Source organism: Salinisphaera sp. S4-8 (assembly GCF_040361235.1).
Classification (GTDB): Bacteria; Pseudomonadota; Gammaproteobacteria; order Nevskiales; family Salinisphaeraceae; genus Salinisphaera.
Genome location: NZ_APNF01000007.1, coordinates 153,091 through 177,429, shown reverse-complemented (window position 1 = coordinate 177,429; position 24,339 = coordinate 153,091). Strand labels below are relative to the sequence as shown.

Sequence of the window (24,339 nt, the reverse complement as noted above, 5' to 3'; positions counted from 1 at the left end):
CATGACCATCGCAAGCCAGCAACGTGAAGAAAACGCGTGCTTCCGGCATTTCATTGATGCCGGCGACCATTACATCGGGACGATCAAGGCCGGCCAGACGATTCGTATCGTCGACGTCGAAGGCAACGAAGCCGCCGATACCCTGTTCTTCAACGCAAACGACCCGTCCGAGCGCTACAGCGCGGTGGATACCGTACGCGAACAGGGCAAGGTCTATTTGAGCACCGGCAGCGAGCTCAGATCGAACCTGAACAACGTCATGCTCACGATCACCGCGGATACCTGCGGCCGCCACGACACCCTCGGCGGTGCCTGTGCCAGCGAGTCCAACACGGTGCGCTACGACCTGGAAAAGCGGCATATGCATTCCTGTCGCGACAACTGGATGCTGGCGATCGCCAACCATCCCGAGTACGGCATTACCAAGCGCGATATCGCCCACAACATCAACTTTTTCATGAACGTGCCGGTCACCGCCAACGGCGAGCTGTACTTCGACGACGGCATCTCCGGGCCGGGCAAGTATGTAGAAATGATCGCGGAAATGGACGTGGTCGTCCTCATCTCCAACTGCCCGCAGCTCAACAACCCCTGCAGCGGCTTCAACCCGACGCCGTTGGAAGTGCTGGTCTGGGATTGATGCCTGGTTCCAAGGTTTTCGTCCGCGAATGAACGCAAAAACGCGCAAATGAAAGAACGCTGCTGAACGGATCGGCGCACGCCTCGCCGCCGACGGCTTCGTTCCTTCACGACTATCCACAGATGACGCAGATTTCACAGATGGTTAAGGAATACTTTATTTCTCTTCCTGAATCTGTGCGATCTGTGAAATCTGTGGACAGAGGCCTTCCTTTTATTTGCGCTCGTTAGCGTTCATTTGCGGATAACCGTCTTCGGCCACGAGACGACTCGTGGCCTTGCGAACTTCAGCGGGACGACCCGCGCCTGAGCGAAATCGAGCCATGTTCAAGAAAGTTCTGATCGCCAACCGGGGCGCCATCGCCCGTCGTATTCAGCGCAGCCTCAAGGCGCTGGGCGTGGCATCCATCGCGGTCTATGCCGAAGCCGACCGCGACGCGCTGTTCGTACAGGAAGCCGACGAAGCCTATTCGCTGGGCAGCGGCGGCGCGAGCGACACCTATCTCGACCGCGACCGACTGCTGGCGATCGCGGCCGAAACCGGCGCCGAGGCGATCCATCCCGGCTATGGCTTTCTTTCGGAAAACGAAGACTTCATTGCGGCCTGCGAAAAGGCCGGGGTTGTCTTTCTCGGCCCCACCGCGCAGCAGGTGCATGCCTTTGGCCTGAAGCACGAGGCCCGCAAGCTCGCCGAAGACGCGAACGTACCGCTGGTGCCCGGCTCGGCGCTTCTCGACGACGTCGAAGAAGCCAAAGCTGAGGCCGACCGGATCGGCTATCCGGTGATGCTCAAGTCCACCGCGGGCGGTGGCGGCATCGGCATGCAGGTCTGCGAAACCGAGGCCGAACTCGCCCGAGCCTTCGACTCGGTACGCGGGCTCGGCGAGCGTAACTTCGGCGATGCCGGCGTGTTCGTGGAGGCGTATATCGCCCGTGCCCGCCATCTGGAAGTTCAGATCTTCGGCGACGGCCAAGGCCGCGTGGCCGCCATTGGCGAGCGCGATTGTTCCACCCAGCGCCGCAATCAGAAAGTGCTGGAAGAATGCCCGGCGCCGGCGCTGCCCGAAGCCGTGCGCCAATCCCTGCTCGATACCGCCGTGCGCCTGGGCGAAGCGGTGAACTACCGCAGTGCGGGCACGGTTGAATTCATCTACGATGCGAAGCGCGAGGATTTCTTCTTTCTGGAGATGAACACGCGCCTGCAGGTCGAGCACGGCGTGACTGAAGAAGTCTATGGCGTGGATATCGTCGACTGGATGGTGCGACTCGGCGCGGGCGAGCTGGGCGATTTCGACGCGCTCACCGCCGATCTCGCGCCGCGTGGCCATGCGATTCAGGCCCGCCTGTATGCCGAAGACCCGCACCAGGATTTTCGCCCCAGTGCCGGTCTGCTCACCCAGGTCGACTTTCCCGCCGGTGACGATCTGCGTATCGATCATTCCATCGAGGCCGGGCTGGAAATCTCGCCGTTGTTCGACCCGATGCTGGCCAAGGTGATCGTGCATGCCCCCGATCGCGATACGGCGCGCGCCCGCCTGGCCGAAACGCTGGAACAAAGCGCGGTCTACGGCATAGAAACCAACCGTACGTGGCTGGCCCACGTACTGCGCGATGACCACTTTGCCAACGCCGATATCCATACCCGCTGGCTGGCCGATCTGGCCTGGGCGCCGCCGACCATCGAAGTGCTCGATGCCGGCACCATGACCACCATCCAGGACGTGCCCGGGCGTACTGGCCACTGGGACGTGGGCGTGCCGCCGTCCGGGCCCTTCGACGACTGGTCGTTCAAGCTCGGTAACCGGCTGCTGGACAACCCGCCCGACGCGGCCGGGCTGGAAATCACCCTCACCGGCCCGCAGCTGCGCTTCAACCGCGCCACCCAGATCGTGCTCGCCGGCCCGCCGATTGACGCCGCCCTGGACGGCGAGGCGGTCGAAAACTGGCAGGTGCTGGATGTCGCCGAAGGTGCCGAACTCAAACTCGGCAAGATCGAGGGCGGCGCGCGCTGCTATCTGCTCATCCGGGGTGGCATCGATTGCCCCGCCTATCTGGGCTCGCGTTCGACCTTCACCCTCGGCCAGTTCGGCGGCCATGCGGGCCGTGCCCTGCGCAGCGGCGACGTGCTGCCGCTGGCCCCGTTAGAAGCGATCAAACCCGCAGCGCTCGCAAAAGAACTACAGCCCGAATACGGCACGCCGAAAGAGAGCGGCCGGCACTGGGAGATCGTCGTGCTCTATGGCCCACACGGCGCGCCGGATTTCTTCACCGAAGACGATATCGACACAATATTCGCCACCGATTGGGAAGTGCATTTCAATTCCAATCGCACCGGCGTACGCCTGAAAGGTCCGCGCCCGGAATGGGCGCGCGAGGACGGCGGCGAGGCCGGCCTGCACCCGTCGAATATTCACGACAACGCCTATGCCTTCGGCACCATCGATTTCACCGGCGATATGCCGGTGATCCTCGGTCCCGACGGCCCGTCGCTGGGCGGTTTCGTCTGCCCGGCCACCACCGTACGCGCCGAACGCTGGAAGCTCGGCCAGCTCGCCGCCGGCGACAGCGTGCGCTTCGTGCCGGTCACGCTCGCCACTGCAAGGGCGATCGACGAGCGCCAGCAAACCCTGCTGGAAACGCTCGCCGAAACGCCCAAACCGGCCTTCGCCGAGGATCGAAACAGCCCGATTCTGCGCGAACTGGATGCAGCAACGGCCGGCGAACGGCTGGTGTATCGGCGCGCCGGCGACGAATTCCTGCTGATCGAATTCGGCGAAATGCAGCTGGATATCGCCCTGCGTTTTCGTGCCCATGCCTGGATGCTCTGGCTGCGCGAGCATCCGCTCGACGGCATGGCCGAACTCACGCCCGGCATTCGTTCGCTGCAGATCCATTACGACCCCAACGTGCTCGCCCTCGATACGCTGCTTGCGCATCTGGAAGGCGCCGAACGCGAACTACGCGATGTGGAGGACCTCACCGTCGAATCGCGGGTCGTGCACCTGCCGCTGTCCTGGGACGATCCGGCCTGTCAGGAAGCCATCGACAAATATCAGCGCAGCGTACGCCCGGATGCGCCCTGGTGCCCCAGCAATCTGGATTTCATCGAACGCATCAACGGTCTGAATAGCCACGAGGACATCCGTAACATCCTGTTCAACGCCCGCTATCTGGTCATGGGCCTGGGCGATGTCTATCTCGGTGCGCCGGTGGCCACGCCGCTCGACCCGCGCCAGCGTCTGGTCACCACCAAGTACAACCCGGCCCGTACCTGGACAGCCGAAAACTCGGTGGGCATCGGCGGCGCCTATCTGTGCGTCTACGGCATGGAAGGCCCCGGCGGCTATCAGTTCGTGGGCCGTACGTTGCAGATGTGGAACCGTTACCGCGAAACCCGCCACTTCGAAAACCCGTGGCTGCTGCGCTTTTTCGACCAGCTGCGCTTCTACGAAGTCAGCCATGACGAACTCACCGAGATTCGGCGCGAGTTCATCCATGGGCGTTTCGACCTCAAGACCGAAACGGTTCAGTTTTCGTTGGCCGAGCACGAAGCCGCACTCGAACCCGTACGCGACGAAATCGACGCGTTTCGTGCGCAGCGCGAGCAGGCGTTCCAGGAGGAAATGGCGCGCTGGCGGGCGAACGGCCAGTTCACCTTCGAGGATCACACCCCCGAAGTGAGCGAAACCGCGGAGCTGGCCGCCCACGAGGCCGGTGTGGACAGCCCCGTCTCCGGCAGCCTCTGGAAGCTGCAGGTCGCCGAGGGCGATACGGTTGAGGACGGCCAGGTCGTAGCCCTGGTCGAATCCATGAAGATGGAGGTCGAGATCGTCGCCCGCCAGGCCGGGGTTGTCGCGCGTTTGCCGATTGCCGAAGGCGGCGCCGTGGCTGCGGGACAGCCGGTGGTGATTGTTGATATGGGCGATGCTTGATCGTTTAAGCCATGTGTCCGCAACTAAACGCCAACAGAACGGGCATAGATAGCGTCGCGGTTTTTATCCGGGAATCGCCGACTCTGATGCGCTGGGCCGTTGCGATTCACGAGTTTGTCGCCCCTTTGGTGTCGCACTGCTGTGCGAAACCCCAATCCGAAGCGTCCCCAAAACTGGAGGCGACTCTCCCCTCTGCCATACCCGTTTTGAAAAAGCCCAAATAGCCAGCCGCTTACGCCTGAAAACGCAAACGTCTCAAGAGGTTTGATATGACCACCCGCCAACCCACCGCCTTCGAGTCCGTCCCCGCCATCGATATCGCGCCGTTATTCGGCGACGACGTAGCGGCACAGCAAGCCACGGCCGAGGAGCTCGGCCGTGCGGCGCGCGATGTGGGCTTTTTCTATGTCGTGAACCACGGCATTTCCGAGGCGCGCCAACAGGCGCTGTTCGATCAGACCCGGCGTTTCTTCGAACTGCCCATCGACTACAAGATGGATTACTACATCGGCAAGTCCGATAACCATCGCGGTTATGTACCGGCCGGCGAGGAAGCGCCAGACCCAACCAAGGCCGATGCCAAGGAAGCCTTCGACCTGTCGTTCGAACTATCAGCCGATCATCCGGACGTACGCGCTGGCACGGCTATGCTGGGGGCCAACGTCTGGCCCGATCTGGCCGGCTTCGCCGACGATGTCTATGCCTATTATCAGGATGTGTTCAACGTCGGCCGGGCATTGATGGGCGGCTTCGAACAGGCGCTCGGACTCGAACAAAACACGCTGCTCGGCCAGGTCACCGAACCGCCGAGCCAGCTGCGTCTGATTCACTATCCCTATGACCCGAACGCCACCGACGCCCAGGGCATCGGCGCGCATACCGACTACGAGTGCTTCACCCTGCTGCGCCCGACCGCCCCCGGCCTGGAGGTCATGAACGGTGCCGGTGAATGGATTGACGTGCCCTATCGCGCCGATGCGCTGGTGGTGAACATTGGCGACATGCTCGAAATCTGGACCAACGGCGCGTTTGTCGCCACCTCGCATCGGGTACGCAAGGTCGCCGAAGAACGCTACAGCTTTCCGCTGTTCTTCGCCGCCGACTACCACACCCGGGTCGCGCCGCTGCCGCAACTGCTCAAAGAAGGCGAAACACCGAATTACGAACCGCTGGCCGCCGGCGATCATCTGTGGGCGCAGACGATCCAGACCTTCAACTACCTCAAGAAACGCCTCGCCGCCGGTGAAATCGAGCTGCCCGAAGGCGCGCGCGGCGCGGGCACGCTCGGCCAGCATGCCCGCCACAAGGAGGACGCTGCGTCGTGAGCCTCGTGCCGCCTATCTATCACGGCCTGTGGCAACGCACGCTCTACGCCGAACCGGCCCAGGGTGAACCCGAGCATATCGACGACGACAGCCAGGTTTTCTGGCTCCAGGCCGGCGACTGGCATGCCGATCTGCGGGTACCGGCAAACCGGCCCGACTTCGCCGGCATCGATTCGCTCGACGAATGCAGTCGCGATCAACTCCAGTGGCTCGCCGGGCAGACGGCGTTTGCCGGCATCACCCGCGTGCAGAGTCCATTCTGCACGTGGCATCGGCTGGTGGACCTGTCACCCAGTCTGGATAAGGACATTGGCGTGATGCGCTTCATCGACGACGACACCCTGGAAGAATGCCACCCGAGCGGAATCTATCGTGAAGTCTGGCGACGTATCAGCGTTGGTGAGCGCCCGGAGCCGATCGTCGAACGCGATGCGTCCGGGCTGCCCCGATGGCTGCAGTATGGCGATCATGCCATGGCAATCGACGCGGGCTCGGCGGTTGAACACGAACCCGATCTGCTGGCCAAGCCGTCCGAGCTGACCACGGCCGCGCTCAAGGCGCGCATGGCGGTCAATATCCGCTATGTACGGCGTCGCGGCGCGACCTGGGAGGTTCGGCTATCCACCCGGCCCTGGCAGGAAAAACGGCCGCTCGTCGCGTGAGCGATCGCCCCGGCTGAATATCTTTTCATGCCGAGGCGCTCATCAGCAGCGCTTACTGCGTACTCGCCTGGCTTTCGTCCTGGCCCGTCCATTGGGCGACGACATCCGGGTGCTCGTCGATGAACGTCTGTGCGGCCTGTTCGTAGGACGTCTGCTCGGCATTCAACAGCATGGTGTCGATCTGCTCGAGGCTGTAGTGCATGCGTTTGAGCATGGCGTGCACTTCGGGTTCGCTTTCAGCCAGACCCTGGCTCGCGATCGCATCGACATGCTCGCGCGCGCCCAGTTCGCCCTTCGGATCATCGAGATAACGCAGGTCGAAGCGTTTCCACATCCAGTGCGGACTCCAGGCCGTGACCACGATCCATTCCTTGTTATCGATCGCACGCTTGAGCGCAGCGGTCATGGCCGCGCTGCTGGCGGTGATCAGGCGATAGTCGTCGTCCAGATCGTAGGCGTCGATGGTTTCCTTGGAGACCTGCATCAAGCCTGCGCCGGCCGAAATACCCTGAATCCGGCCGTCGAGCTTGTCGACGACCTCGGGCTTTTTCATATCATCAATACTGGCCAGCTTGTCCTTCGGCACATAGGCCGGCACGGCCCAGCCCAGGCGCGCGCCATCGAACAACTCGCCGAGGTTATCCACCTGGTCACCCACACGATCCATGTAATCGCCGTGGGTACGCGGCAGCCAGGCGACCAGGAACAGCGAACGTTCGTCGCTGGCCACGCCCAGAAAGGCGGGCCCGACAGCCACGGTCTTGAGCTCGACCGGTACATCGTATTCCGACTCGATCACCGTTTTGGCCACATGGCTCATCACCTGGCCTTCGGCATATTCGTCGACGTAGATACGGATTGGCTCGGGCTGGGCGGCCTGGGCCATACCGGCAGCACAAATGACGACCACGGCAAGGACTGCCGCAGCGAATTGAGACACAGTTTTCATGCGTAGCGCGGACTCGCGATTATCGTGAAGTGACCCCGAGTGTTCGGGATATGGCGACATAGCGCAACAATCGCCGGTAGGCGATGACCGCCCACGCCGGCCCGCGGCCCCGACTGGGGCCCGACCTAGATCACGCGCGAAAACCGTGCCGGCGTATTGGCCTGTTTGAGATAGGCATCGAAGACCATCGCGATCGGGCGCAGCAACAGACGGCCCCGATCGAGAATATCGATACCGTCGCCATCGACCTGGATCAGCGCATCGTCGGCCAGCGCCCGTAGCGATTCGAGTTCGCGCGCGAAATAGTCGTTGAACACGATGCCGTGGCGTGCCTCGATCGGCGCGAATTCGAGCCGGTCGTGGCACATCAGGCCCTGAATGACATCACGGCGCAGGCGGTCGTCGTCGGTCAGAACCACGCCGCGCTGAACCGGCAGCCGGCCCTCGGCGACCGCCTGCTGGTAATCCGGAATGCTTTTACCGTGCTGGCTGTAACTATCGGCCACACTGGAGATCGCGCTCATGCCCATACCCACGAGATCACAGCCGCGGTGGGTCGAGTAGCCCTGAAAATTGCGATACAACCGCCCTTCGCGCTGGGCGACGGCGAGCTCGTCGTCGGGCAGCGCGAAATGATCCATGCCGATATACACATACCCGGCCGCGGTCAGGCGTTCGATGGCCAGCGCCATGAGCGCGAGCTTGGTTTCCGCACTCGGCATATCGGCGTCACTGATCTGGCGCTGGGCCGAGAACAGCTGCGGCATATGGGCATAGCTGTAAAGCGCGATACGCTCGGGGCGCCGCAGGATCACTTCGCTGAGCGTGGCGTTGAAGCCCATGACCGACTGGCGCGGCAAGCCGTAGATCAGATCGAAATTCACCGACTGAAAGCCCACCCGGCGCAGCTCGTCGAGCACGCGGGCGACCTGATCCTTGGACTGGATGCGGTTGACCGCCTGCTGCACGTTGATATCGAAATCCTGCACACCGAGGCTGGCCCGGTTGAACCCGAGCGCGGCCATGAGGCCGATGGAATCCGTATCCACCGTGCGCGGGTCGATCTCCATGGTGAATTCGCGCGTGGCTGCCGTATCGAGATCGAAGTGCGTATTCAGATCGGTCATCAACGCCGTCATCTGGGCGGCGCTGAGATAGGTGGGCGTGCCGCCGCCCCAGGCCATCTGCGACACCGTACGCTGCGAGTCGTAGAGTTCACCCTGCAGAGCGATTTCGCGGCGCAATGCGCTCACGTAGGCTTCGATGACCTGCGGCTGGCGCGTGATCACCCGCGTACAGGCGCAATAGAAACAGGGGCTGGAACAAAACGGCAGGTGCAGGTACAGCGACAAGGGCCCGCCGGCAGCGTTGCTCGCGGCCACACGTTCGCGATAGGCCGCTTCGCCGAATTCCGGCGAGAAATGCGGTGCCGTGGGGTAGGACGTATAGCGCGGGCCGCTACCGCTATAGCGACGCACCAGATCCATATCGAAAGACAGCACTGAATTCATGACGCAGGTCCGCAGCAACTACACGAGCCGCGCAGGTTAGCGCCGCTGGCGCCGGCATAATTTGATCTCGATCAATTCTGGTGATCGCCTATGCCGTATCCAGCCGGGTTTTATGCCACCTGTACTCGATCGCGGCCGGCGTCCTTGCCTTCGTAGAGCATGGCGTCGGCACGGCGCAGCACCGCGTCGAGATCCTCATCACCCTCTCGCAAGGCCGTCACGGCCAGCGTGGCCGTAATCGAAAAATGCTGGCCATCATTGACGAAATCGCGCTCCGCGATGCCCCGGCGCAGGGTCTGGGCGATTCGCTCGGCCTCGTCGATATCGGTATTGGGCAGAATGAACAGAAATTCCTCGCCGCCGAGGCGGCCGAAGACATCACCCTCGCGCAGTACCTGCCGACAGCGATCTGCGGTGATCACCAGCGCTGCATCACCGGCCGCGTGGCCATACGTGTCGTTAACCTGCTTGAAGTGATCGAGATCGAGCATGACGAACGACAGCGCCTGGCCGGCCAGGCGCGCGGTCCGAATTTCGCGTTCGGCCGCCCCCGCATAGGCGCGACGATTGCTGGCCCCGGTCAACGGATCGGTACGCGCCTGAACACGCAAGCGGCTTTCCAGTGCCTTGCGATGCTCGATTTCCTTGCGCGCGTGCTCGAGCGCCACGAACTCGCGACGCCGCGTGGTTTCGAAACGCACCGCGGCCATCCAGCCCGTCGCGGCCGGCACCGTTAACAGTTCGGCCAGGATAACCAGACGCATGGGTGTGGTTTCGCTGATGTTGAGCGCCACGCAGACCATCGTGCCGAGCACGGTATAGCTCACCACGCCGATCGAACACACGACCCGGTTGGGTAAAAGCACGAACAACTCGACGATGACCACCATGCTGATCGCCGCCAGCCAGCGAATATGCTCGTCCGGACTGACGAAATACAGGCCGAAGTACGCGGTCATCGTCAGCAGTGTGACCGGCGTCATCACCACCCCCGAGGTGGCCAGCGCCGGCCGGCGTGCTACCAGCGCTGCACAGCCCAGCAATATGAAAAACAGCAGCAGCCTGGCCGCCCAGATGGCATAGAGCGTGGCCGACAAACCGAACTGATAATAATCGGTCAGCGCGAAAAGCAGCCACATGACCGCCCAGACCTTGAAAACACGGCCCGCATAGCGGGCGACAGAGCGCTCGACATGGCGTCGATAACGCTGTTCGATATCGCGATCGAGAAATTCGGCCCGCCGGCGCGAAATGCGATAGCGAAGGCGCGGATCGGCCGTGGCGTCGTGGCGGTCGGCGTCAGCCTGCGAACGCTTGCGGGCAGTCGGAGAGCGCGTCTTCTGCGGGCCCGGCGGGCTCGGGCGATTCATGGGTGCAAAACACTCGGGGTAATACCCTTTTATCGGCCCCACCGATGGGGCGCTTGAGCCACAGGCGAAGCACGCGCGCCCGCCCATCGAATACTACGCTGGCATCGGCTGGGCGGGCATGGCATACAGATCACGATGGCTGATTTATCGATACCCCCGCGATACCGGCGTGCGATAGCGCCCGCTGTACGCATGCCGCCAACGCGCCCACGATGAAACGTGCCCTGCTGATCGGCCTGACGCTGGTCATCCTGCTGGCCAGCGGCCCGGACGCGATGCTGGGTAGCGATTCGGTGCGGTTGAACCAGCGCTGGCACGATACCGATCGCAGCTCGGCCGGCCTGGCACCACGCCCGGCAGACGAGCCAGGCGCGGTCGTCCAGGTCTATGCGGCGCGTACGTTCAGCTGGCGTGGCCTGTTTGCCGTACATACCTGGGTTGCCACGAAACCGGCCAATGCCGCGCACTACACCGTGCACCAGGTCGCCTTCTGGAACCAGCCGCCGCTGGCCTCGCGTACCGGCATTCCCGACCGCCACTGGGCCGGCGCGATGCCCCGGTTATTGCTCGATTTGCGCGGGCCACCGGCGGCCCGTGCCATCGGTCAGATCGAAGCCGCCGTGGGCGACTATCCCTATCGCGCCTATCGCATCTGGCCCGGGCCCAACAGCAATACCTTTGTCGCCTGGCTGATTCGCAGCGTGCCGGCGTTGCAGGTGGAACTACCCGCCAACGCGATCGGCAAGGACTATCTGGGGCGCGCCCTGCTGGCGCGTGCGCCCAGCGATACCGGCTATCAGCTGTCGCTGTTCGGCGTGCTCGGCGTGCTGATTGCCCGCGACGAAGGCATCGAGATCAATCTGTTCGGTCTGGTCTTCGGTATCGATGCGAACGATTGGGCCCTCAAGTGGCCCGGCGTCGGGCGTATTGGCTGGCCACAGTCGCCGTCCGACAATCCCAATCAATGACGTGGCAATCGCTCTGGCATCGCGCAGCCCCAGCGCCCTGCGTCGCTGCTATGCAGCCCATGCCCGGCTCATTGGCGGCTCCCGAAAGCCGTTTCCACATAGCCGGCCACCATGTCGCTCAGCGTCGCGATCAGCGTTTCACGGTCGAAGCCGGGGTCGTCCAGGCTTAGATAGCGCATGAGCGGAAACAGCGTGGCGTTAACGATCACGAACAGCACCGGCTGTAGGTCGTCGATCTGCAAACGCTGGTGGTGGCGCAGCACATAGCGCCGACACACCTCCATCGTGTGGTCTTCCAGTGCTTCGATAACGGTCAGCACGCCGGTGGTCTGCCAGTGGCGCATGAGCTCCAGGTACAACGCGGGCCGGCGATCGACCACCGCCAGCGTGGCTTCCAGCAGCTGTTGAACGGCCGTACGGGTATCCGCAGCCAGCACATCGGCGAGCGCCTCGTCGACAGCGTCGAGAATCTCGTTGCTCAAGCGTTCGATCAGCGCAATCACCAGATCGGACTTGTCTTCGAAATACTGGTAGAGCGAGCCGACGCTCACACCGGCCCGCTCAGCGATGTGGTTGGTGGTGGTCGCGTCCAGCCCGCGGGCCACGATTTCCAGCGCGCTCGCTTCGATCAGTTCGTCGACACGGCGCTGGGCGCGTGCCTGACGCGGTTTCTTGCGCATCACAAACACGAGTTGAATATGAGTAATTACTCACATTAGCGTCGATTCGTGATTTCGCCAATGCCGATCAACGCATGCCACACCGCCACGCACCGCCCACCGATATCCCGCGCCGTCACGGCATCGACCGCGAACGCAGCCGCGCCATCGCCGCGCCGATCAGACGCACCATCCAGGGCGATCCCGAACCCACGCCCGAATGCTGGCAGGCGATCGGGCACGCGCTCATGCAGGGCGACACGCGCATGGACGACGTCGTGGCCTGGCTCTATGACGACGCCACGGCGCAAAACCGGCGACAAAAGCGCGCGCTGTTTCAGGCCGCGCTGGACAACGGGCTCGACACGCTCGAACAGCCGCCGCCGTGCCTGCGAACGCTGTTCGCCCACGTCGACCACCGCCCGGCCTGGGTCGACGACGCACTGCTCGAACGCGGGGCGCGCGTATCGCAGCGCAGCAGCATGACCGGGCTGCATATCCTGCGCGATGTGGCCCTCATGGGCGGCTATCAGGCATCGGCGATCAACAAAACGCTGGTCGCCACAGGCAGCCTCAAGCGCGGCGCCCAGCGCCGGCTCGCCGAAACCACGGCCTGGTGGCTGGACTGTACCGGCATCGGCGCGCTCGATCGCTTTGGTGTCGGCTTTCGCAACACGTTGCAGGTGCGCTTTATCCATGCGCTGATTCGCCGCAGCGTGCAGCAGGATTCGGCCTGGTCCAACCGCGACTGGGGCCTGCCGGTGAACCAGGCCGACATGGCCAGCACCCAGCTCGGCTTCAGCGTGATCTTTCTGCTCGGCACGCGGGTATTGGGCGTGCCCATTTCCGGCGCCGATGGCCATGCGGTCATGCACCTGTGGCGATTCATCGGCTGGCTGATGGGCGTGGACGAACGCTGGCTGGCGAAAAGCGAACAGGATGGCCGGCGCCTGCTCTATGCCCTGCTGCTCAGCCAGGCACCGCCGGACGAATCCAGCCGTCAGCTTGGTCGCGCGCTAATGAACGAACCGCTCGCCCGCCCCTACCCGAACCTTGCCAAGCTACGCGCCCGCTATATCCAGGCCCGTGCAAACAGCCTCACACGCCTGTTCGTCGGCCGCCGCGGCATGCACGACCTCGGCCTGCCCGCGTGGATGCCGCCCTGGTATCCGGTGCTCGCCGCGCCCCGCAATTTCATGTGTCACACGGCAACACGTCTGCTACCCGGCGGGCTGCGCCGGGCCGAACGCGCCGGCCGTCATGCCCAGCTCAATCAGCTGCAGGCGCTGTTTCCAGATCGCACTCCGAGGATTCACCGGCCGGTGCTCAGTTAGTACTTACCGCCGGGCCAAGCCGCCCGTTTGAAAGTCGGGCCCTCCCAAGCATTAATCCGCACGGCGCAGGCTGGCCAGCACCTGCGCCCGATGAAGCGCAAAACGGGGCACCGCCGGCCCGCGCGTCGCTATGGGCAACCATTTCCGCCGACGCACTTTCGCGACCGACCGCCGATTTATAAAGCGGATGCTTTGCGGCCTATGGGCGTTTCCGGCATCGATCGGCGCAGAGTGGGCGTTGTTGATCCGCCGTTCACGATCTAGCCCCGGCCTTGTTAGAGCGTCCGGCAGACGCGAAGCGTTACGTATACTGAGGTGCCCCCCCTATCTCCTTCCCGCCTGATCCCGCTGATCCCGTTTGCGGCAGGCGTCAATATACGATTTTTTAGATTTCCGACTCGCCATCGCTTTGCTTTTGAGCGGCCCAATTTTCGCAGTACGGCATCAGGACGAACCGTAGAACGAGCCACCACAGGTAGATACAGAACGGCTGATGGAACGTATTCCATGTAACCAATCCATGTGACACTTCGTTTCGCAGATTTCCGTAGGTTCTCTCGATCAAGATCCCCTTAAGATCTGCGATGCTGTCTTTTCCGAATATTTCTTCAGTCTTTGGGTGATCCAACAAGGCTCCTATTCTCAGCGCTTCCTGAATCCCAGATGGGTTCAGTGTCGAAACGCGTTCCCCCGCTCCTTTGAGCACGTGTCGAAGTGAATTCTCCAGCAAGGGGACCAGGAGAGAGGTTGCGACGATGAAATCCCGACTGAGGCCCGCCCACAACGCTTTCGCGTATAGCTTTTCTTGCCCGGGTTCCACAAAAGGATTGCCGACGACGACGGACAAGATATCCTGCTCAGATATGGCGTGATCGGTTATCAGGACATCAATCGCGGGAGCTAGTTGACCAATCACTATGAACTGGTGCTCATGCGCCGCGAGGCGATAGACCTCTCGGCTCGATACGCCGTCTCCACTACCGAAACCACCCTCAGACTTCGCAACCACCTTGCCTTCTCGATCAAGGTGCACGGCACCAAACAATGATGAAAGCGGGTATTTTTGCGCCAACTCTCGCGCTTGTGCCCTAAGTTTTTCGTAGTTCGGTTGTCTCGCAACTCCGAAAGCAAGCTTGAAGAGTGCGTCAGTGGCTTCGAGCCCCTCCATCGCTTCAACGGTCGCTTTCACAATTTCAGTGATATCGACAGAATGCTCACATTTCCTCATTTCTGAGAGAGATTGCTTCTGGAAGTTGAGCAGTTCCTGATAGAGTTCTTCGCGCATCTCCTTCGAGCTAGGGACGGCCTTATAGGCTTCCACCGCCTTCTGCATCCAGTGTGACGCTATCATTCCCGATTTGCCGTGCATCCGTGCACATGCAGCGTACGACTCCGCTAGCTGGACTTGAGCCCCGTTCGCCGCTTCGTTGTCACCCGCTACCCGGGCTGCTTCAACGGCCAGGCGCCAGTATTCTTCCGCCCGATGATAGTCGGAGTCTTCTTGAGCGATCTTCGCAATGGCCTTGACGCGCTGATGCAAATCGGAAGGATCGCCGTAGCCAAATTGCAACAACAGAGATATTGATCTTGCGGTCAGAAACCGCTGGTCCGTTGCAGAGTGCTCCTCTATCCAGGCCAACAGAACATTGGCGACCGATTGGCACAAATCCGGCTGTTTTCGGCGGAATAAGCTGGCAAGCCTTAGCGCGCGCTCGACCGCTTCCGCTGCAAAAGTCCAATGCTCCAGATCGAAGCCATCATGAGCTGCTTCGATGTAGCTCGCTACCGCAGCCTTTGCATTTTCTGGTCGTCGTTGACGCAACCACAAGACATCAGAAATCCTAGCTCGAATCTCGGCGCTGCGGATGTGAGGAAGAATCGCTCGCACCCGTTCTAGAGCATCCTCACCCAAATCTGACGGAATTGCAGAACGCCTATCCGAGCTCTGGAACAGTGCGTCGAATGGTTCCGTTGGATTTGACTGTCTGAACTGATACGACGCGATTTCACCAACCGACGTGAGGTACGGCTTGAGCTGATCGGGTGTCGCGCCATCTCGTGCTTTCGAAAGGATCTCGCCGTGGCAATAGATACACTCACCCTTTCGCGCTCGTGCGACGATCGCATTAACGATCTCCGCCGCTGCTTTAGCTTCGCTCATACGTTACCCCGGAAATCTAACGCCGCGCTCTGCGGAAAATTTGGAGCGCAGCGTAAAATTTGTCCGACAGCAGCGCTTTGTTATGCCCTGACTGCATTCCAGTATTCTTCCTCTAGCCACTTACATAATTTTTCGACTTCAGACACGACTGTGCTTAATTTGGCTTCATCAACGAATACTTTAGGTGATAGCCACCAAGATAATTCTCCATTATCTAGTTCGATAACCCGTTGATCTGTTTCAGACACGAAGTATGGATTAGGGTATTTCTCTAAATCACTTTTTGAGTGGGTTGTCTGAAGCATAGTTAGCGTTTCTGGATGCTGCCCCCTATTTCTCGCAAGAACAGCCTGTTCAACGAGTTCTAGGTTGGCAGGACATGCGGTCAGATCGACGCCCACTTCCTCTAGAATTTTACGATAGGCATAAAACCAACCTTTCTTGTGCTTTCTTTTGTACGGCGGTTTGTCTCGGCGCTCAAGCCTATAGCGTACCCAATCATTCAAAAATAGCTGTAATGAAGATGCCACCATAGAAAGCGCAGTCAAACCAACTGACTCAAAGCCCGTTCTTGCATCTTGCCATTCTTGCAAATATTGAGGCTCTCCTGACTCATCATAAACAGGAACGAAAGGTGGCTCTTCTTTTTCAATAGCGGAGATTATGCCCACAAATGGCTTAGTGGCATTCTCGAAAAAATAAGTCGCAAACTTTAAGCGATCTTTAATGAAGAATACGAGATCCAATCAATTCTCCTAAAGGCATAATGCCAATAAAGGCACAACGCCAAGCTCGGTTGCCGCCTCCGCGGCCTAAGGCCGCGGAGGGAACCCGAAGCGCTGCAGCGTACTGTTGGGCCAGAACACTGGGTAACGATTTGAGTACATTACCGAGTTTTCCAATGACTAGGATTCGATGAGTAACGCTGTGCATGGGCGCCCCTCGCTAAAACTGGAACAACTTGCTCGATAACGTCGGGTGAGCCTTGGCCGGGATAACTGAATAGCCGATATTCAATACGCAGAATTCCTGCCGAGTCCTTCATGCGTTCTAGCTGAGTGGTGCCCGCTGCCCAAAGCTCGTGGATCATGTGGTCGAGCTTGTGTAACGAGTTATACGTGTAGACATAATCGTCTAGCTGTACTCGCTGGCCGGATTCGAGCTCGAGGCTGCAATCAAATTGATTTAAATAAGCGGAAAGCAAAAAGCCATCGCCTTTAACGTGGATCATAATGTAGCTATGCAACCTTACTGACACTGCGCCATCTTTCTTTCGATAAAGTCTTATGGATGTGTCGGCAAGTCTCATAGCTCTTCATTAGGCCCAAAGCCTAAGCTCAGTTGCCGGCCGAAGCGCGGCAGCGCTTGGGCGGTCAAATACAGCGTTTTGTTAGCGATTATCCAGTTTATCCAGCATATAGCCAGCGATGACCCCGGCAAGCTCAATTGCCGCTTCGGCTTCGACTACTCCCAAGCTAGCTACCCAAGGCCTGCCGTGACCACTTCCTTCCTTATTCCTTAGTCGGTTCACGCCAACCGCCGACTGGTACATCCCACGTTCCATAACGCGATAAGGGGATTCAGTCGATGAAGGAGGATCTTCTGGGGTAGCCATCTCAAGAGCGATAAAGGCTTGCCCCAATAAGGCAGGAAAGTTAGCTTGCTGCGGATAAGATCCGTACTTGGTACGAATCACATGAGCCGCAGTAGCTTCAAGTAGGTCTTTACTTGTGCCAGAGAGTAGCGCGGCGTCTTCAGAGCCTTTCTGTGCTCTACGCGCATAGTCGCGTAGAGCAACTGTTAGCTCCCGGCCCATAAGCGACTCGAGGTTCTTTGGGCGCAAGGCACCATCGCTTGACAGAATATAGCCTTCAGAATCGAAGGCCTCTACGGCTCGAGCTATTACATCCGCGCCGATGAAATTGGCGGATGAATCCCGAAATCCTCCTGACGCCCTGACCTTTGCGATAAGCGACTCGACCAATTTTCCGCCCGCTGTTTGGTCATTATCGATAGCCCAAGAAAGGATTGCTCGAACTCGCTTAGCCTTCCCTACTGTTTGTCCTTGTGCCTTTGGGTCAGCATCCGTCAAGCCCGCTCTGCTTACATAGAACTCTATGTCGGAGTGACTGGGCTCACGATAGCCCTCAACTTGAGAGTCATCCACCATTTTGCTAACTGCGGCAACAATATGATCGGTTATCGGCAACGCCATTAGATTTTCTCGTTCCTCGTATCGCTAACGCCAATTCGACGACATTTGTCTACCTAACATGCAGCCGCTTTGTTACCTAACGCCATGCTGCACCGATTAATATCAATAGCTTGCGAAATAACTGCATAATAGGTTGACATATTAGGCTGCACAGATTATCGATAGATCCTCCGTCACACGCCTAGGTCGGCAATACCGCCCTGCACCGAATATCGCACGGACCGCGGCCGTGAGAAAGCACTCGATAGTCGAAGCTAAAAGCGAATGATACCGGCGCTTTTGGCCGACGCCCCACCGCTGTAAGCGGTCTTGGATAGGGTCGCTGAATCGGTCGATTCGGCTGGCATTAATTGGGACTTGCCGACTTACCCGCAGCAGCGGCCGTCACCGACAGCAAACGGTATGACGATGCCATGCAGCGCTTCGGCGCAAGGCACGCTCTTATGACTGAGCTGCGCTTATTGGGCGTGGCGGAAGTTGTAGCGCGAGGCGATGGGCGGTGACGATTGTAGTAGTGCCCCTAGCGCGCTTGACGAAGATTCAGTCGCGATATGCCGGAAAAGCTGGCAAGCCCCGAAAGAAGTCGAGATCGTGGTTGGGCCAGAGCTCGGCGTTTTCGGTTGCACCCATCTGCTTGATACGACGGATGCTGGCCAGCGCCTCGGCTTCGCGATCCTGCCAGCAGTAGCCGGGAGCGATTTCGTCGGTCAGGTTTTCGGTGAGATCGGCCGCATCGCCGCACAGAATCACGGGCGCGCCGCGGGGCAGTTCGATGAACAGGGACATATGGCCGGCGGTGTGGCCCGGGGTTTCGAAGGCGTGCACGCCGGGGGCAACATCGTAATCGCCCTGCTGAATTTTCCAGCGTTGGCGATCGGCGATTTCGTCTTCGAAGATGCCGCTCACGTCGCCGGTATCGGCGGCCTCGACTTCGGCGGCATGCAGATGCACATCGCAGCCGGGCACATCGCACAGCCCGCCCGCATGGTCGAAATGCAGATGGCTCAGGAATACCAGATCGATATCGGCCACGCTCAGGCCCAGCCGCTCGAGATAAGCCGGAATGCGCTGCGTCTGCGACATCTCGGGAACGTCGAACGTCGGCCGCATGGGCTCGAGGTATTTCTTGCGCAGTTCGGGCGTGGCGATCTTGTGATAATCGCAGCCCACGTCGAAGAGAATGCGCCCGTTCAGGGTTTCGATCAGGTACGCCAGAATCGGGGCGTCGATATACACGCCGTGGCCGCGGCCCCGTGTCGAAACGGTCTTTTCGTAGCGGTGGGTGGCGGTGAGCAGAGGCCGGATGGAAAGCGCGCGGGTCATGGCGATCGGGTTGCAGCGTAACGATGGCATACCCGATGCAGCGACCGTGCCGTTTCGCCCGGTCAAAACGCCGCGACCGGCTCACCCCGTATCGGCGAGCGCGGGTGCAGCCTGAATCGCGGCGATCTGATCGACCAGATATTGGGCATCCGCACCGACCGCGGCGAACCGTCCCGAGCCCCAGGTATTGAGCCAGGGCAGCCCGAGAAAATACAGCCCGTCGACCGGCGTCACGCCGCGCCGATGTACCGGCTCGCCCCGGCCATCGAACACCGGTGCTTCCACCCAGGAGAAATCGCCGGCGAAACCGGTCGCCCAGATGATCGTGCGGATGCCGCTGTCATCGAGCGCCAGTGCTTCGGGCTCGAATGGCGGCTGCCAGACCGGTCGATACGGCTCGGCAGCGGGCGCGTCGATGCCCTGTTCGGCGATATAGGCATCGATGCTGTCGCGTATCTTGCAGTAGGTGGCGTCCGCGCTATCGAGGTTGTCGGCCAGATTGGCCTCGAACCGCATGCGCCCGCCGGCTTCGATCGTCGCCAGGCGACCATAGAGCTGCATACCATCGAGCGCGAACGCGCGCAGATCGATTTCGTGGCCACCGTCGCGCCCGCTCATATAGTGGTTGGCCTTGTGGCGCAACGTGTATTCCGATTCGGGATGATGGGCGACCGTGACATCGTAGGTGCCCATGCGTTCGAGCCAGTCCACCGAATCGCGGCCGCGATAGACCCGCGGTGCGCGCGGGGCGCTGCCCACGCACAAATGCACACGCCGGCCGGCCCGGTGCAGGTCTTCGGCAATCTGGCAACCGGACTGGCCCGTGCCTACGACCATGACCTCGCCTGCGGCGAGCTGCTCGGGGTTGCGATAGTCGACCGAATGCAGCTGGTCGATCGTGGTCGGCACACGCTCGGCGATACGCGGCACGCGCGGCACGTGGTAACCGGCCACCGCGAGCACCACCTGATCGGCGGTGGCCGTACCGGCGCTGGTTTCGACGCGGAACGTAGCGCGTTCGTCGCGGCCCAGACGGGTAACGGTGACGCCTTCGCGCAGGGGCGGATCGACGAAATCCGCATAGCGCTCGAGATAGGCCACGATCTCGTCTTTTTCCATGAAGCCGTTAGGGTCGTCGCCGTCGTAGCCGAAACCGGGCAGCCGGCATTGCCAGTTGGGCGTGACCAGACAGAAGGTATCCCAGCGCTTGTCGCGCCAGGCGTGACCGACCCGATGCTTTTCCAGCACGATATGGTCGATATCGGCCTGCTGGAGCCAGTAGCTTGCCGACAGCCCCGCCTGGCCGCCGCCGATCACGACCACCGGCCAGTGACGGCCGATATCCGGGCCGTCGATCATGGCACGACGCATGAAACGGCTCATCGTTCGAACCCCTCGACGGTGACCGTGGCATCGCTTGCAAACGCCTGCGCGGCGCGCTCGATGGCCACCAGCTGTTCGGCCGAGGCGCTGCATGCATAGCCGTACTTCGCGCGTACCCGTTCGCCGGCGTGCGTGAGTGCCGTGCGCGCGATACGCACGAACTCCGGCACCGCGTAACGCGTGCCGGGCTCGAAGAATTGGGTGATCGTGCTCGACGGCGAATAACAGCGCATACGGCGATCGTCCGGCCAGCGCACGTTGAACCAGGTTTCAGGCATGAAAGGACTCCGACTCGGCAACAGCCTGTGTCCGTGCACAGGCGATATAGGGTTGGGTTCGAAAATCGCGGATCTCGCGTTCGGCGCGGCCCGCGCGTAGACGCAGCCGCAGGCTGTCGTCGCAATGGCCGATCGCGGCACAGGCGATATCGCGGGCACAAAAGCGCGCGATTACGGCGTCGACATCCGCCGCCGCCACGGCCAGCAGAAAACCGAAGCTGGGAAAGGTTTCGCACAGCCAGCGGGCGGGCTCGGCGGTATCCGGACGCGGCACGCGGTCGATATCGATGACAGCCCCCACCTGCGACGACTCGGCCAGCATCATGGCCGTGCCCACCAAACCGCCCATGCTGATGTCCTTGGCCGCGCGGCACAGACCGTCCTCGGCCAGGCCCGGCAACAACGCGAGATCGGCCCGCAGACGCGGTGCCGGCGCATCGGTACTCGCATCCCAGTTCGGCAACGGGTGGCGATAACGCCCGCGCAGATCGATGGCGGCCACCAGGACATCGCCGGGCTGTGCATCGAAGCTGGTCAGCAGCTGTCGCGCCCGGCCGATGATGGCCACCGACAGCTGTTCGTCGTCACTATGGGCATTGCTGTGGCCACCTACGATGGGCACGCCGTACGCCTGCGCTGCAGCGGCCATGCCTTCGACGATCGGGCGCGCATGGGCTACATCGCGGCTCCACACGGCATCGACAACGGCGCTGGCACGCCCGCCCATGGCCGCGATATCGCTGATGTTCACCATCACGCCGCAGTAGCCGGCAAACCACGGCATACGCGCCACGAAGCTTTTGACGAAACCTTCGATCGCGAACAGCAGCCAGCCGTCGCCATCGGCAATCGCTGCGCAATCGTCGCCGATACGAATCGCGCCTGGATCGGCCCCGTGGGCACGTAGCGTGTCCATGACCGCGGCGATATCGGTCTTGCCGGTAATGCCCTTGGCCGAGCGCGCGGCCTGGGCTACGGCATCGAGGCTGTTCATGCGGCCGCCCGGCGCGGCGCGACGACCGCGCATGTGTCCGGTGCACAGGGCGGATACCAGGCCAGATCGGCCTGCATGAGCGCATGCGGTGCACCGCACACGCGAACCTGTTCCAAGGTCTGCCAGTGCAGGGATTCGAAAAACGCCACGTTGGCCATCTGCACGGTGGCGGTGAATCGACGACAGCCACGGGCATGGGCACTACCCACGGCGACCCGAATGAGTTCACGGCCGAGCCCTGCCATGCGTCGAAAGCCGCGGGCCACGGCCAGCCGCGAGCCGTGCCAGAGACCATCGTCGTCGGCATGAATACGGACCGTACCCACGACCTGCTCGGCCATGCCGCCATTCCATGACAGGGCCACGATGGGTGTCGCGATCGCATCGATGGCGTCGCGATCGGTGTGCGCGAACAGCCGTTGTTCGTCGCAGAACACCTGCTTGCGCAGCCGCTGGGCGGCACGGATCTCCCAGGCGCGATCGGCGCGCTTGACGCTGTACGCCGCAGGTACGAAGGCTGCCACCTTGTAGTCGTCGCCGTCGAGCAGCATCACGCGATCTCGGCGCTGCGCTCGTAAGCCGATAGCGACGAACAGGCACCGCAACGCCCGCAGCCGGCCTTGATATCGGCCGAGCGCATGCCGGCGGCCCCGAGCATTTCGCCGATCGGCTCGAGTAGCGACTGCATGAAGGCCGCACTCGGGGCGGCGTGATTTTCCAGCGGCGTACCGGTGATCGGTACGAACGGCACCACGAACGGATAGACCCCGCGCGCGATAAGCGCACGGCTCATGTCGATAATCGCTTCGCGCGTGTCGCCCAGTCCGGCCAGAATATAGGTCGAGACCTGACCACGGCCGAATACCGCGACCGCCTGCTCGAAGGCGCGCAGATACGCATCGGGCGTGACTTCGGCCTTGCCCGGCATGATGCGCTCGCGCACCGCGGGCGTGACCGCTTCCAGATGCATACCCAGCGAATCCACGCCGGCGGCCTTGAGCCGCTCGAACCAGATTGGATCGTCCGGCGGTTCGCATTGCGCCTGAATCGGCAGATCCACCGCCGCGCGCACGGCGGCCGCGCTTTCACACAGAATCGCGGCCCCGCGATCGGTGAAATTGGGCGTGCCGGTGGTCATCACCATATGCGTCACGCCGTCGAGCTCGACCGCGGCGCGGGCCACTTCGGCGAGCTGTTCCGGCGTCTTGCGATTGATGGTGCGCCCTTCGGCCAGCGATTGGCCAATCGCACAGAACTGGCATGAGGTCGACCGGCGGCCATAGCGCACACAGGTCTGAAAGACGGTCGTGGCCAGCACGTCACGCGAATGCAGCTGGGCGATCTTCCAGTAGGGAATGCCGTCGGCGGTTTCGCGACCATAGAACCGCGGCTGCGGAGCAAAACCGATGGTGGTCACCGGCTCGCCATTGCGGGTAAGCCGCCCCTGGCTGTCGGTGGCGAACGGCGAGCGCTGCGAATGGCCGGTATGCACTGGCACCATCACGGTCTGGCCGTCGACGGTCACCGCCTTGTGATCCGACGGCCCGGCCCCGCCGCGCCGGCTGGGTGCGCCCTGGTACTGTGCTTGGCTCGGGTCAGCCAGTCGAAGCCCGAGTGATTGCATCTCGGTAAGCAGCGTTCGGCTCGGATTCGCCATGGTCGGATTCCTCGGATTCAGCTAAGGACGGGGTCGCAACCCGCACGGGATCGGCGTGCCGTGTCGCGTGGGAGCGCGGGTCGATACGCAACGACAACAATTCCGGGCGGGCGTAATGGCCGACCGAATCCATCATGCGCTTGCGCTTGGTGATCAGATCCAGATCGATGTCGGCGATCAGTCGGCCCGGCCCATCGCGTAGCGGCTCGACCACATGCGAGCCGTCCGGGGCGATGATGGCGGTATAGCAACCGCCGGACAGGCCTTTCTGGAGCGCCGGGTCGGGGGTCACGCTTTCGATCTGATCGGCATCGAGCCAGGCCGTGGCATTGACCACGAAACAGCCAGCTTCCAATGCATGGTGGCGCAGCGTGACTTCCTGTTGTTCGGCAAAGATCGGGCCCACCAGCGAGCCCGGGAACTGGCTGCAATGGATCTGTTCGTGGTCGGCCATCAGTGCATAGCGCGCCAACGGGTTGTAATGCTCCCAGCAGGCCAGCGCGCCGACACGCCCGACCGCGGTATCGACAGCATGCAGCCCGGAACCGTCGCCTTGGCCCCAGACCATGCGTTCGTGGTAGGTGGGCGTGATCTTGCGACGTTTGAGTACGATCTCGCCGTCGCTGTCGAACACCAGCTGGCAGTTGTAGAGCGTGCCGTGGTCGCGCTCGTTGATGCCAAGCACCACCACGATCTCGTGGGCACGCGCGGCCGCGGCCACCGCATCGGTGACCAGGCCGGGCACGCTCGGCGCATGCGCATAGAGGGCACGATGGCGGTCGCCCATGGCCATGGGCGCCATGACGAACGACCAGTACGGGTAATAGGGCACGGCGGTCTCTGGAAAGACCACCAGCTGTGCGCCCTCGGCGGCGGCCGCGGCAATTTCGTCGAGCACCCGCGCGACCGTGCCGTCGGCACTATCGAGCACCGGCTGCAATTGCACGGCTGCGACCTTCACGGTTCGGGATTCACGCAT

General features: G+C 61.7%; 21 protein-coding genes. 6 read left to right on the top strand and 15 right to left on the bottom strand.

Features of this window, described 5'->3' with window-relative positions; all coding sequences use genetic code 11:
• The first annotated feature begins 1 nt into the window (after position 1).
• The 4 genes from S4A8_RS12660 to S4A8_RS12645 all read left to right on the top strand — a co-directional run bounded on the left by S4A8_RS12660 (position 2) and on the right by S4A8_RS12645 (position 6,558).
• Positions 2-640, top strand: a complete 639-nt coding sequence (locus tag S4A8_RS12660) for an urea amidolyase associated protein UAAP2 (RefSeq protein ID WP_353220420.1) — start codon at positions 2-4, stop codon at positions 638-640.
• A 322-nt stretch (positions 641-962) separates the two neighbouring features.
• Positions 963-4,571 carry an urea carboxylase gene (gene uca / locus S4A8_RS12655; protein WP_353220419.1) on the top strand — a complete coding sequence of 1,203 codons (3,609 nt, stop codon included), beginning with the start codon at positions 963-965 and terminating at the stop codon, positions 4,569-4,571.
• A 269-nt stretch (positions 4,572-4,840) separates the two neighbouring features.
• A complete protein-coding gene (locus tag S4A8_RS12650) occupies positions 4,841-5,896 on the top strand; it encodes an isopenicillin N synthase family dioxygenase (RefSeq protein WP_353220418.1) in 1,056 nt (351 codons plus the stop codon).
• Positions 5,893-6,558 carry a hypothetical protein gene (locus S4A8_RS12645; protein ID WP_353220417.1) on the top strand — a complete coding sequence of 222 codons (666 nt, stop codon included), beginning with the start codon at positions 5,893-5,895 and terminating at the stop codon, positions 6,556-6,558. Before S4A8_RS12650 ends, S4A8_RS12645 begins: the two co-directional genes overlap by 4 nt.
• A gap of 52 nt (positions 6,559-6,610) precedes the next feature.
• Here the strand turns inward: S4A8_RS12645 and S4A8_RS12640 are convergent, their stop codons facing one another.
• From S4A8_RS12640 to S4A8_RS12630, 3 genes are all read right to left on the bottom strand, one after another.
• Positions 6,611-7,507, bottom strand: a complete 897-nt coding sequence (locus tag S4A8_RS12640) for a glycine betaine ABC transporter substrate-binding protein (protein ID WP_353220416.1) — start codon at positions 7,505-7,507, stop codon at positions 6,611-6,613.
• A 125-nt stretch (positions 7,508-7,632) separates the two neighbouring features.
• Entirely contained in the window at positions 7,633-9,018 is a 1,386-nt protein-coding gene (hemN, locus tag S4A8_RS12635) for an oxygen-independent coproporphyrinogen III oxidase (protein ID WP_353220415.1), read from the bottom strand.
• 110 nt (positions 9,019-9,128) lie between these two features.
• Positions 9,129-10,388 carry a diguanylate cyclase gene (locus S4A8_RS12630; protein WP_353220414.1) on the bottom strand — a complete coding sequence of 420 codons (1,260 nt, stop codon included), beginning with the start codon at positions 10,386-10,388 and terminating at the stop codon, positions 9,129-9,131.
• Positions 10,389-10,600: 212 nt separating this feature from the next.
• Here S4A8_RS12630 and S4A8_RS12625 point away from each other — a divergent pair, with 212 nt between their 5' ends.
• Positions 10,601-11,356 (top strand): DUF3750 domain-containing protein, encoded by a 756-nt coding sequence (locus tag S4A8_RS12625; protein ID WP_353220413.1) that lies wholly within the window; start codon positions 10,601-10,603, stop codon positions 11,354-11,356.
• A 68-nt stretch (positions 11,357-11,424) separates the two neighbouring features.
• Here S4A8_RS12625 and S4A8_RS12620 read toward each other — a convergent pair whose 3' ends face one another.
• On the bottom strand, positions 11,425-12,036 hold the full coding sequence (locus tag S4A8_RS12620) for a TetR/AcrR family transcriptional regulator (protein ID WP_353220412.1): 612 nt from the start codon (positions 12,034-12,036) through the stop codon (positions 11,425-11,427).
• A 74-nt stretch (positions 12,037-12,110) separates the two neighbouring features.
• Between S4A8_RS12620 and S4A8_RS12615 the strand changes: the two genes are divergently transcribed.
• Positions 12,111-13,349, top strand: a complete 1,239-nt coding sequence (locus S4A8_RS12615) for an oxygenase MpaB family protein (RefSeq protein ID WP_353220411.1) — start codon at positions 12,111-12,113, stop codon at positions 13,347-13,349.
• Between the two features lie 385 nt (positions 13,350-13,734).
• Here S4A8_RS12615 and S4A8_RS12610 read toward each other — a convergent pair whose 3' ends face one another.
• The 11 genes from S4A8_RS12610 to S4A8_RS12560 form a co-directional block, all read right to left on the bottom strand.
• Positions 13,735-15,510, bottom strand: coding sequence for a DUF7380 domain-containing protein (locus S4A8_RS12610; RefSeq protein WP_353220410.1), 1,776 nt, complete (start codon positions 15,508-15,510; stop codon positions 13,735-13,737).
• 80 nt (positions 15,511-15,590) lie between these two features.
• Complete coding sequence (locus S4A8_RS12605; protein WP_353220409.1) at positions 15,591-16,256, bottom strand: hypothetical protein; 666 nt, start codon at positions 16,254-16,256, stop codon at positions 15,591-15,593.
• A 140-nt stretch (positions 16,257-16,396) separates the two neighbouring features.
• On the bottom strand, positions 16,397-16,819 hold the full coding sequence (locus S4A8_RS12600; RefSeq protein ID WP_353220408.1) for a hypothetical protein: 423 nt from the start codon (positions 16,817-16,819) through the stop codon (positions 16,397-16,399).
• 81 nt (positions 16,820-16,900) lie between these two features.
• The gene (locus tag S4A8_RS12595; protein ID WP_353220407.1) at positions 16,901-17,725 is read right to left on the bottom strand and encodes an abortive infection family protein; all 825 of its coding nucleotides are present in this window, start codon (positions 17,723-17,725) and stop codon (positions 16,901-16,903) included.
• A gap of 540 nt (positions 17,726-18,265) precedes the next feature.
• Entirely contained in the window at positions 18,266-19,048 is a 783-nt protein-coding gene (locus tag S4A8_RS12590) for an N-acyl homoserine lactonase family protein (RefSeq protein WP_353220406.1), read from the bottom strand.
• An 81-nt stretch (positions 19,049-19,129) separates the two neighbouring features.
• Positions 19,130-20,431, bottom strand: coding sequence for an MSMEG_0569 family flavin-dependent oxidoreductase (locus tag S4A8_RS12585; RefSeq protein ID WP_353220405.1), 1,302 nt, complete (start codon positions 20,429-20,431; stop codon positions 19,130-19,132).
• Positions 20,428-20,709, bottom strand: coding sequence for an MSMEG_0570 family nitrogen starvation response protein (locus S4A8_RS12580; RefSeq protein WP_353176539.1), 282 nt, complete (start codon positions 20,707-20,709; stop codon positions 20,428-20,430). The genes S4A8_RS12585 and S4A8_RS12580 overlap by 4 nt, the downstream gene beginning before the upstream one ends.
• Positions 20,702-21,703, bottom strand: a complete 1,002-nt coding sequence (locus tag S4A8_RS12575; RefSeq protein WP_353220404.1) for a sll0787 family AIR synthase-like protein — start codon at positions 21,701-21,703, stop codon at positions 20,702-20,704. The genes S4A8_RS12580 and S4A8_RS12575 overlap by 8 nt, the downstream gene beginning before the upstream one ends.
• Complete coding sequence (locus S4A8_RS12570; protein WP_353220453.1) at positions 21,700-22,254, bottom strand: MSMEG_0567/Sll0786 family nitrogen starvation N-acetyltransferase; 555 nt, start codon at positions 22,252-22,254, stop codon at positions 21,700-21,702. Before S4A8_RS12570 ends, S4A8_RS12575 begins: the two co-directional genes overlap by 4 nt.
• On the bottom strand, positions 22,254-23,360 hold the full coding sequence (locus S4A8_RS12565) for an MSMEG_0568 family radical SAM protein (protein ID WP_353220403.1): 1,107 nt from the start codon (positions 23,358-23,360) through the stop codon (positions 22,254-22,256). Before S4A8_RS12565 ends, S4A8_RS12570 begins: the two co-directional genes overlap by 1 nt.
• Entirely contained in the window at positions 23,299-24,339 is a 1,041-nt protein-coding gene (locus S4A8_RS12560; protein WP_353220402.1) for a Nit6803 family nitrilase, read from the bottom strand. The genes S4A8_RS12565 and S4A8_RS12560 overlap by 62 nt, the downstream gene beginning before the upstream one ends.

Excerpts from the sequence above, each read along its gene's own strand:
- S4A8_RS12660 (WP_353220420.1), top strand. The coding sequence starts at position 2 with ATGACCATCGCAAGCCAGCAACGTGAAGAAAACGCGTGCTTCCGGCAT.
- uca (WP_353220419.1), top strand. The coding sequence starts at position 963 with ATGTTCAAGAAAGTTCTGATCGCCAACCGGGGCGCCATCGCCCGTCGT.
- S4A8_RS12650 (WP_353220418.1), top strand. The coding sequence starts at position 4,841 with ATGACCACCCGCCAACCCACCGCCTTCGAGTCCGTCCCCGCCATCGAT.
- S4A8_RS12640 (WP_353220416.1), bottom strand. The coding sequence starts at position 7,507 with ATGAAAACTGTGTCTCAATTCGCTGCGGCAGTCCTTGCCGTGGTCGTC.
- hemN (WP_353220415.1), bottom strand. The coding sequence starts at position 9,018 with ATGAATTCAGTGCTGTCTTTCGATATGGATCTGGTGCGTCGCTATAGC.
- S4A8_RS12630 (WP_353220414.1), bottom strand. The coding sequence starts at position 10,388 with ATGAATCGCCCGAGCCCGCCGGGCCCGCAGAAGACGCGCTCTCCGACT.
- S4A8_RS12625 (WP_353220413.1), top strand. The coding sequence starts at position 10,601 with ATGAAACGTGCCCTGCTGATCGGCCTGACGCTGGTCATCCTGCTGGCC.
- S4A8_RS12620 (WP_353220412.1), bottom strand. The coding sequence starts at position 12,036 with ATGCGCAAGAAACCGCGTCAGGCACGCGCCCAGCGCCGTGTCGACGAA.
- S4A8_RS12615 (WP_353220411.1), top strand. The coding sequence starts at position 12,111 with ATGCCACACCGCCACGCACCGCCCACCGATATCCCGCGCCGTCACGGC.
- S4A8_RS12610 (WP_353220410.1), bottom strand. The coding sequence starts at position 15,510 with ATGAGCGAAGCTAAAGCAGCGGCGGAGATCGTTAATGCGATCGTCGCA.
- S4A8_RS12600 (WP_353220408.1), bottom strand. The coding sequence starts at position 16,819 with ATGAGACTTGCCGACACATCCATAAGACTTTATCGAAAGAAAGATGGC.
- S4A8_RS12595 (WP_353220407.1), bottom strand. The coding sequence starts at position 17,725 with ATGGCGTTGCCGATAACCGATCATATTGTTGCCGCAGTTAGCAAAATG.
- S4A8_RS12590 (WP_353220406.1), bottom strand. The coding sequence starts at position 19,048 with ATGACCCGCGCGCTTTCCATCCGGCCTCTGCTCACCGCCACCCACCGC.
- S4A8_RS12585 (WP_353220405.1), bottom strand. The coding sequence starts at position 20,431 with ATGAGCCGTTTCATGCGTCGTGCCATGATCGACGGCCCGGATATCGGC.
- S4A8_RS12580 (WP_353176539.1), bottom strand. The coding sequence starts at position 20,709 with ATGCCTGAAACCTGGTTCAACGTGCGCTGGCCGGACGATCGCCGTATG.
- S4A8_RS12575 (WP_353220404.1), bottom strand. The coding sequence starts at position 21,703 with ATGAACAGCCTCGATGCCGTAGCCCAGGCCGCGCGCTCGGCCAAGGGC.
- S4A8_RS12570 (WP_353220453.1), bottom strand. The coding sequence starts at position 22,254 with ATGCTGCTCGACGGCGACGACTACAAGGTGGCAGCCTTCGTACCTGCG.
- S4A8_RS12565 (WP_353220403.1), bottom strand. The coding sequence starts at position 23,360 with ATGGCGAATCCGAGCCGAACGCTGCTTACCGAGATGCAATCACTCGGG.
- S4A8_RS12560 (WP_353220402.1), bottom strand. The coding sequence starts at position 24,339 with ATGCGTGAATCCCGAACCGTGAAGGTCGCAGCCGTGCAATTGCAGCCG.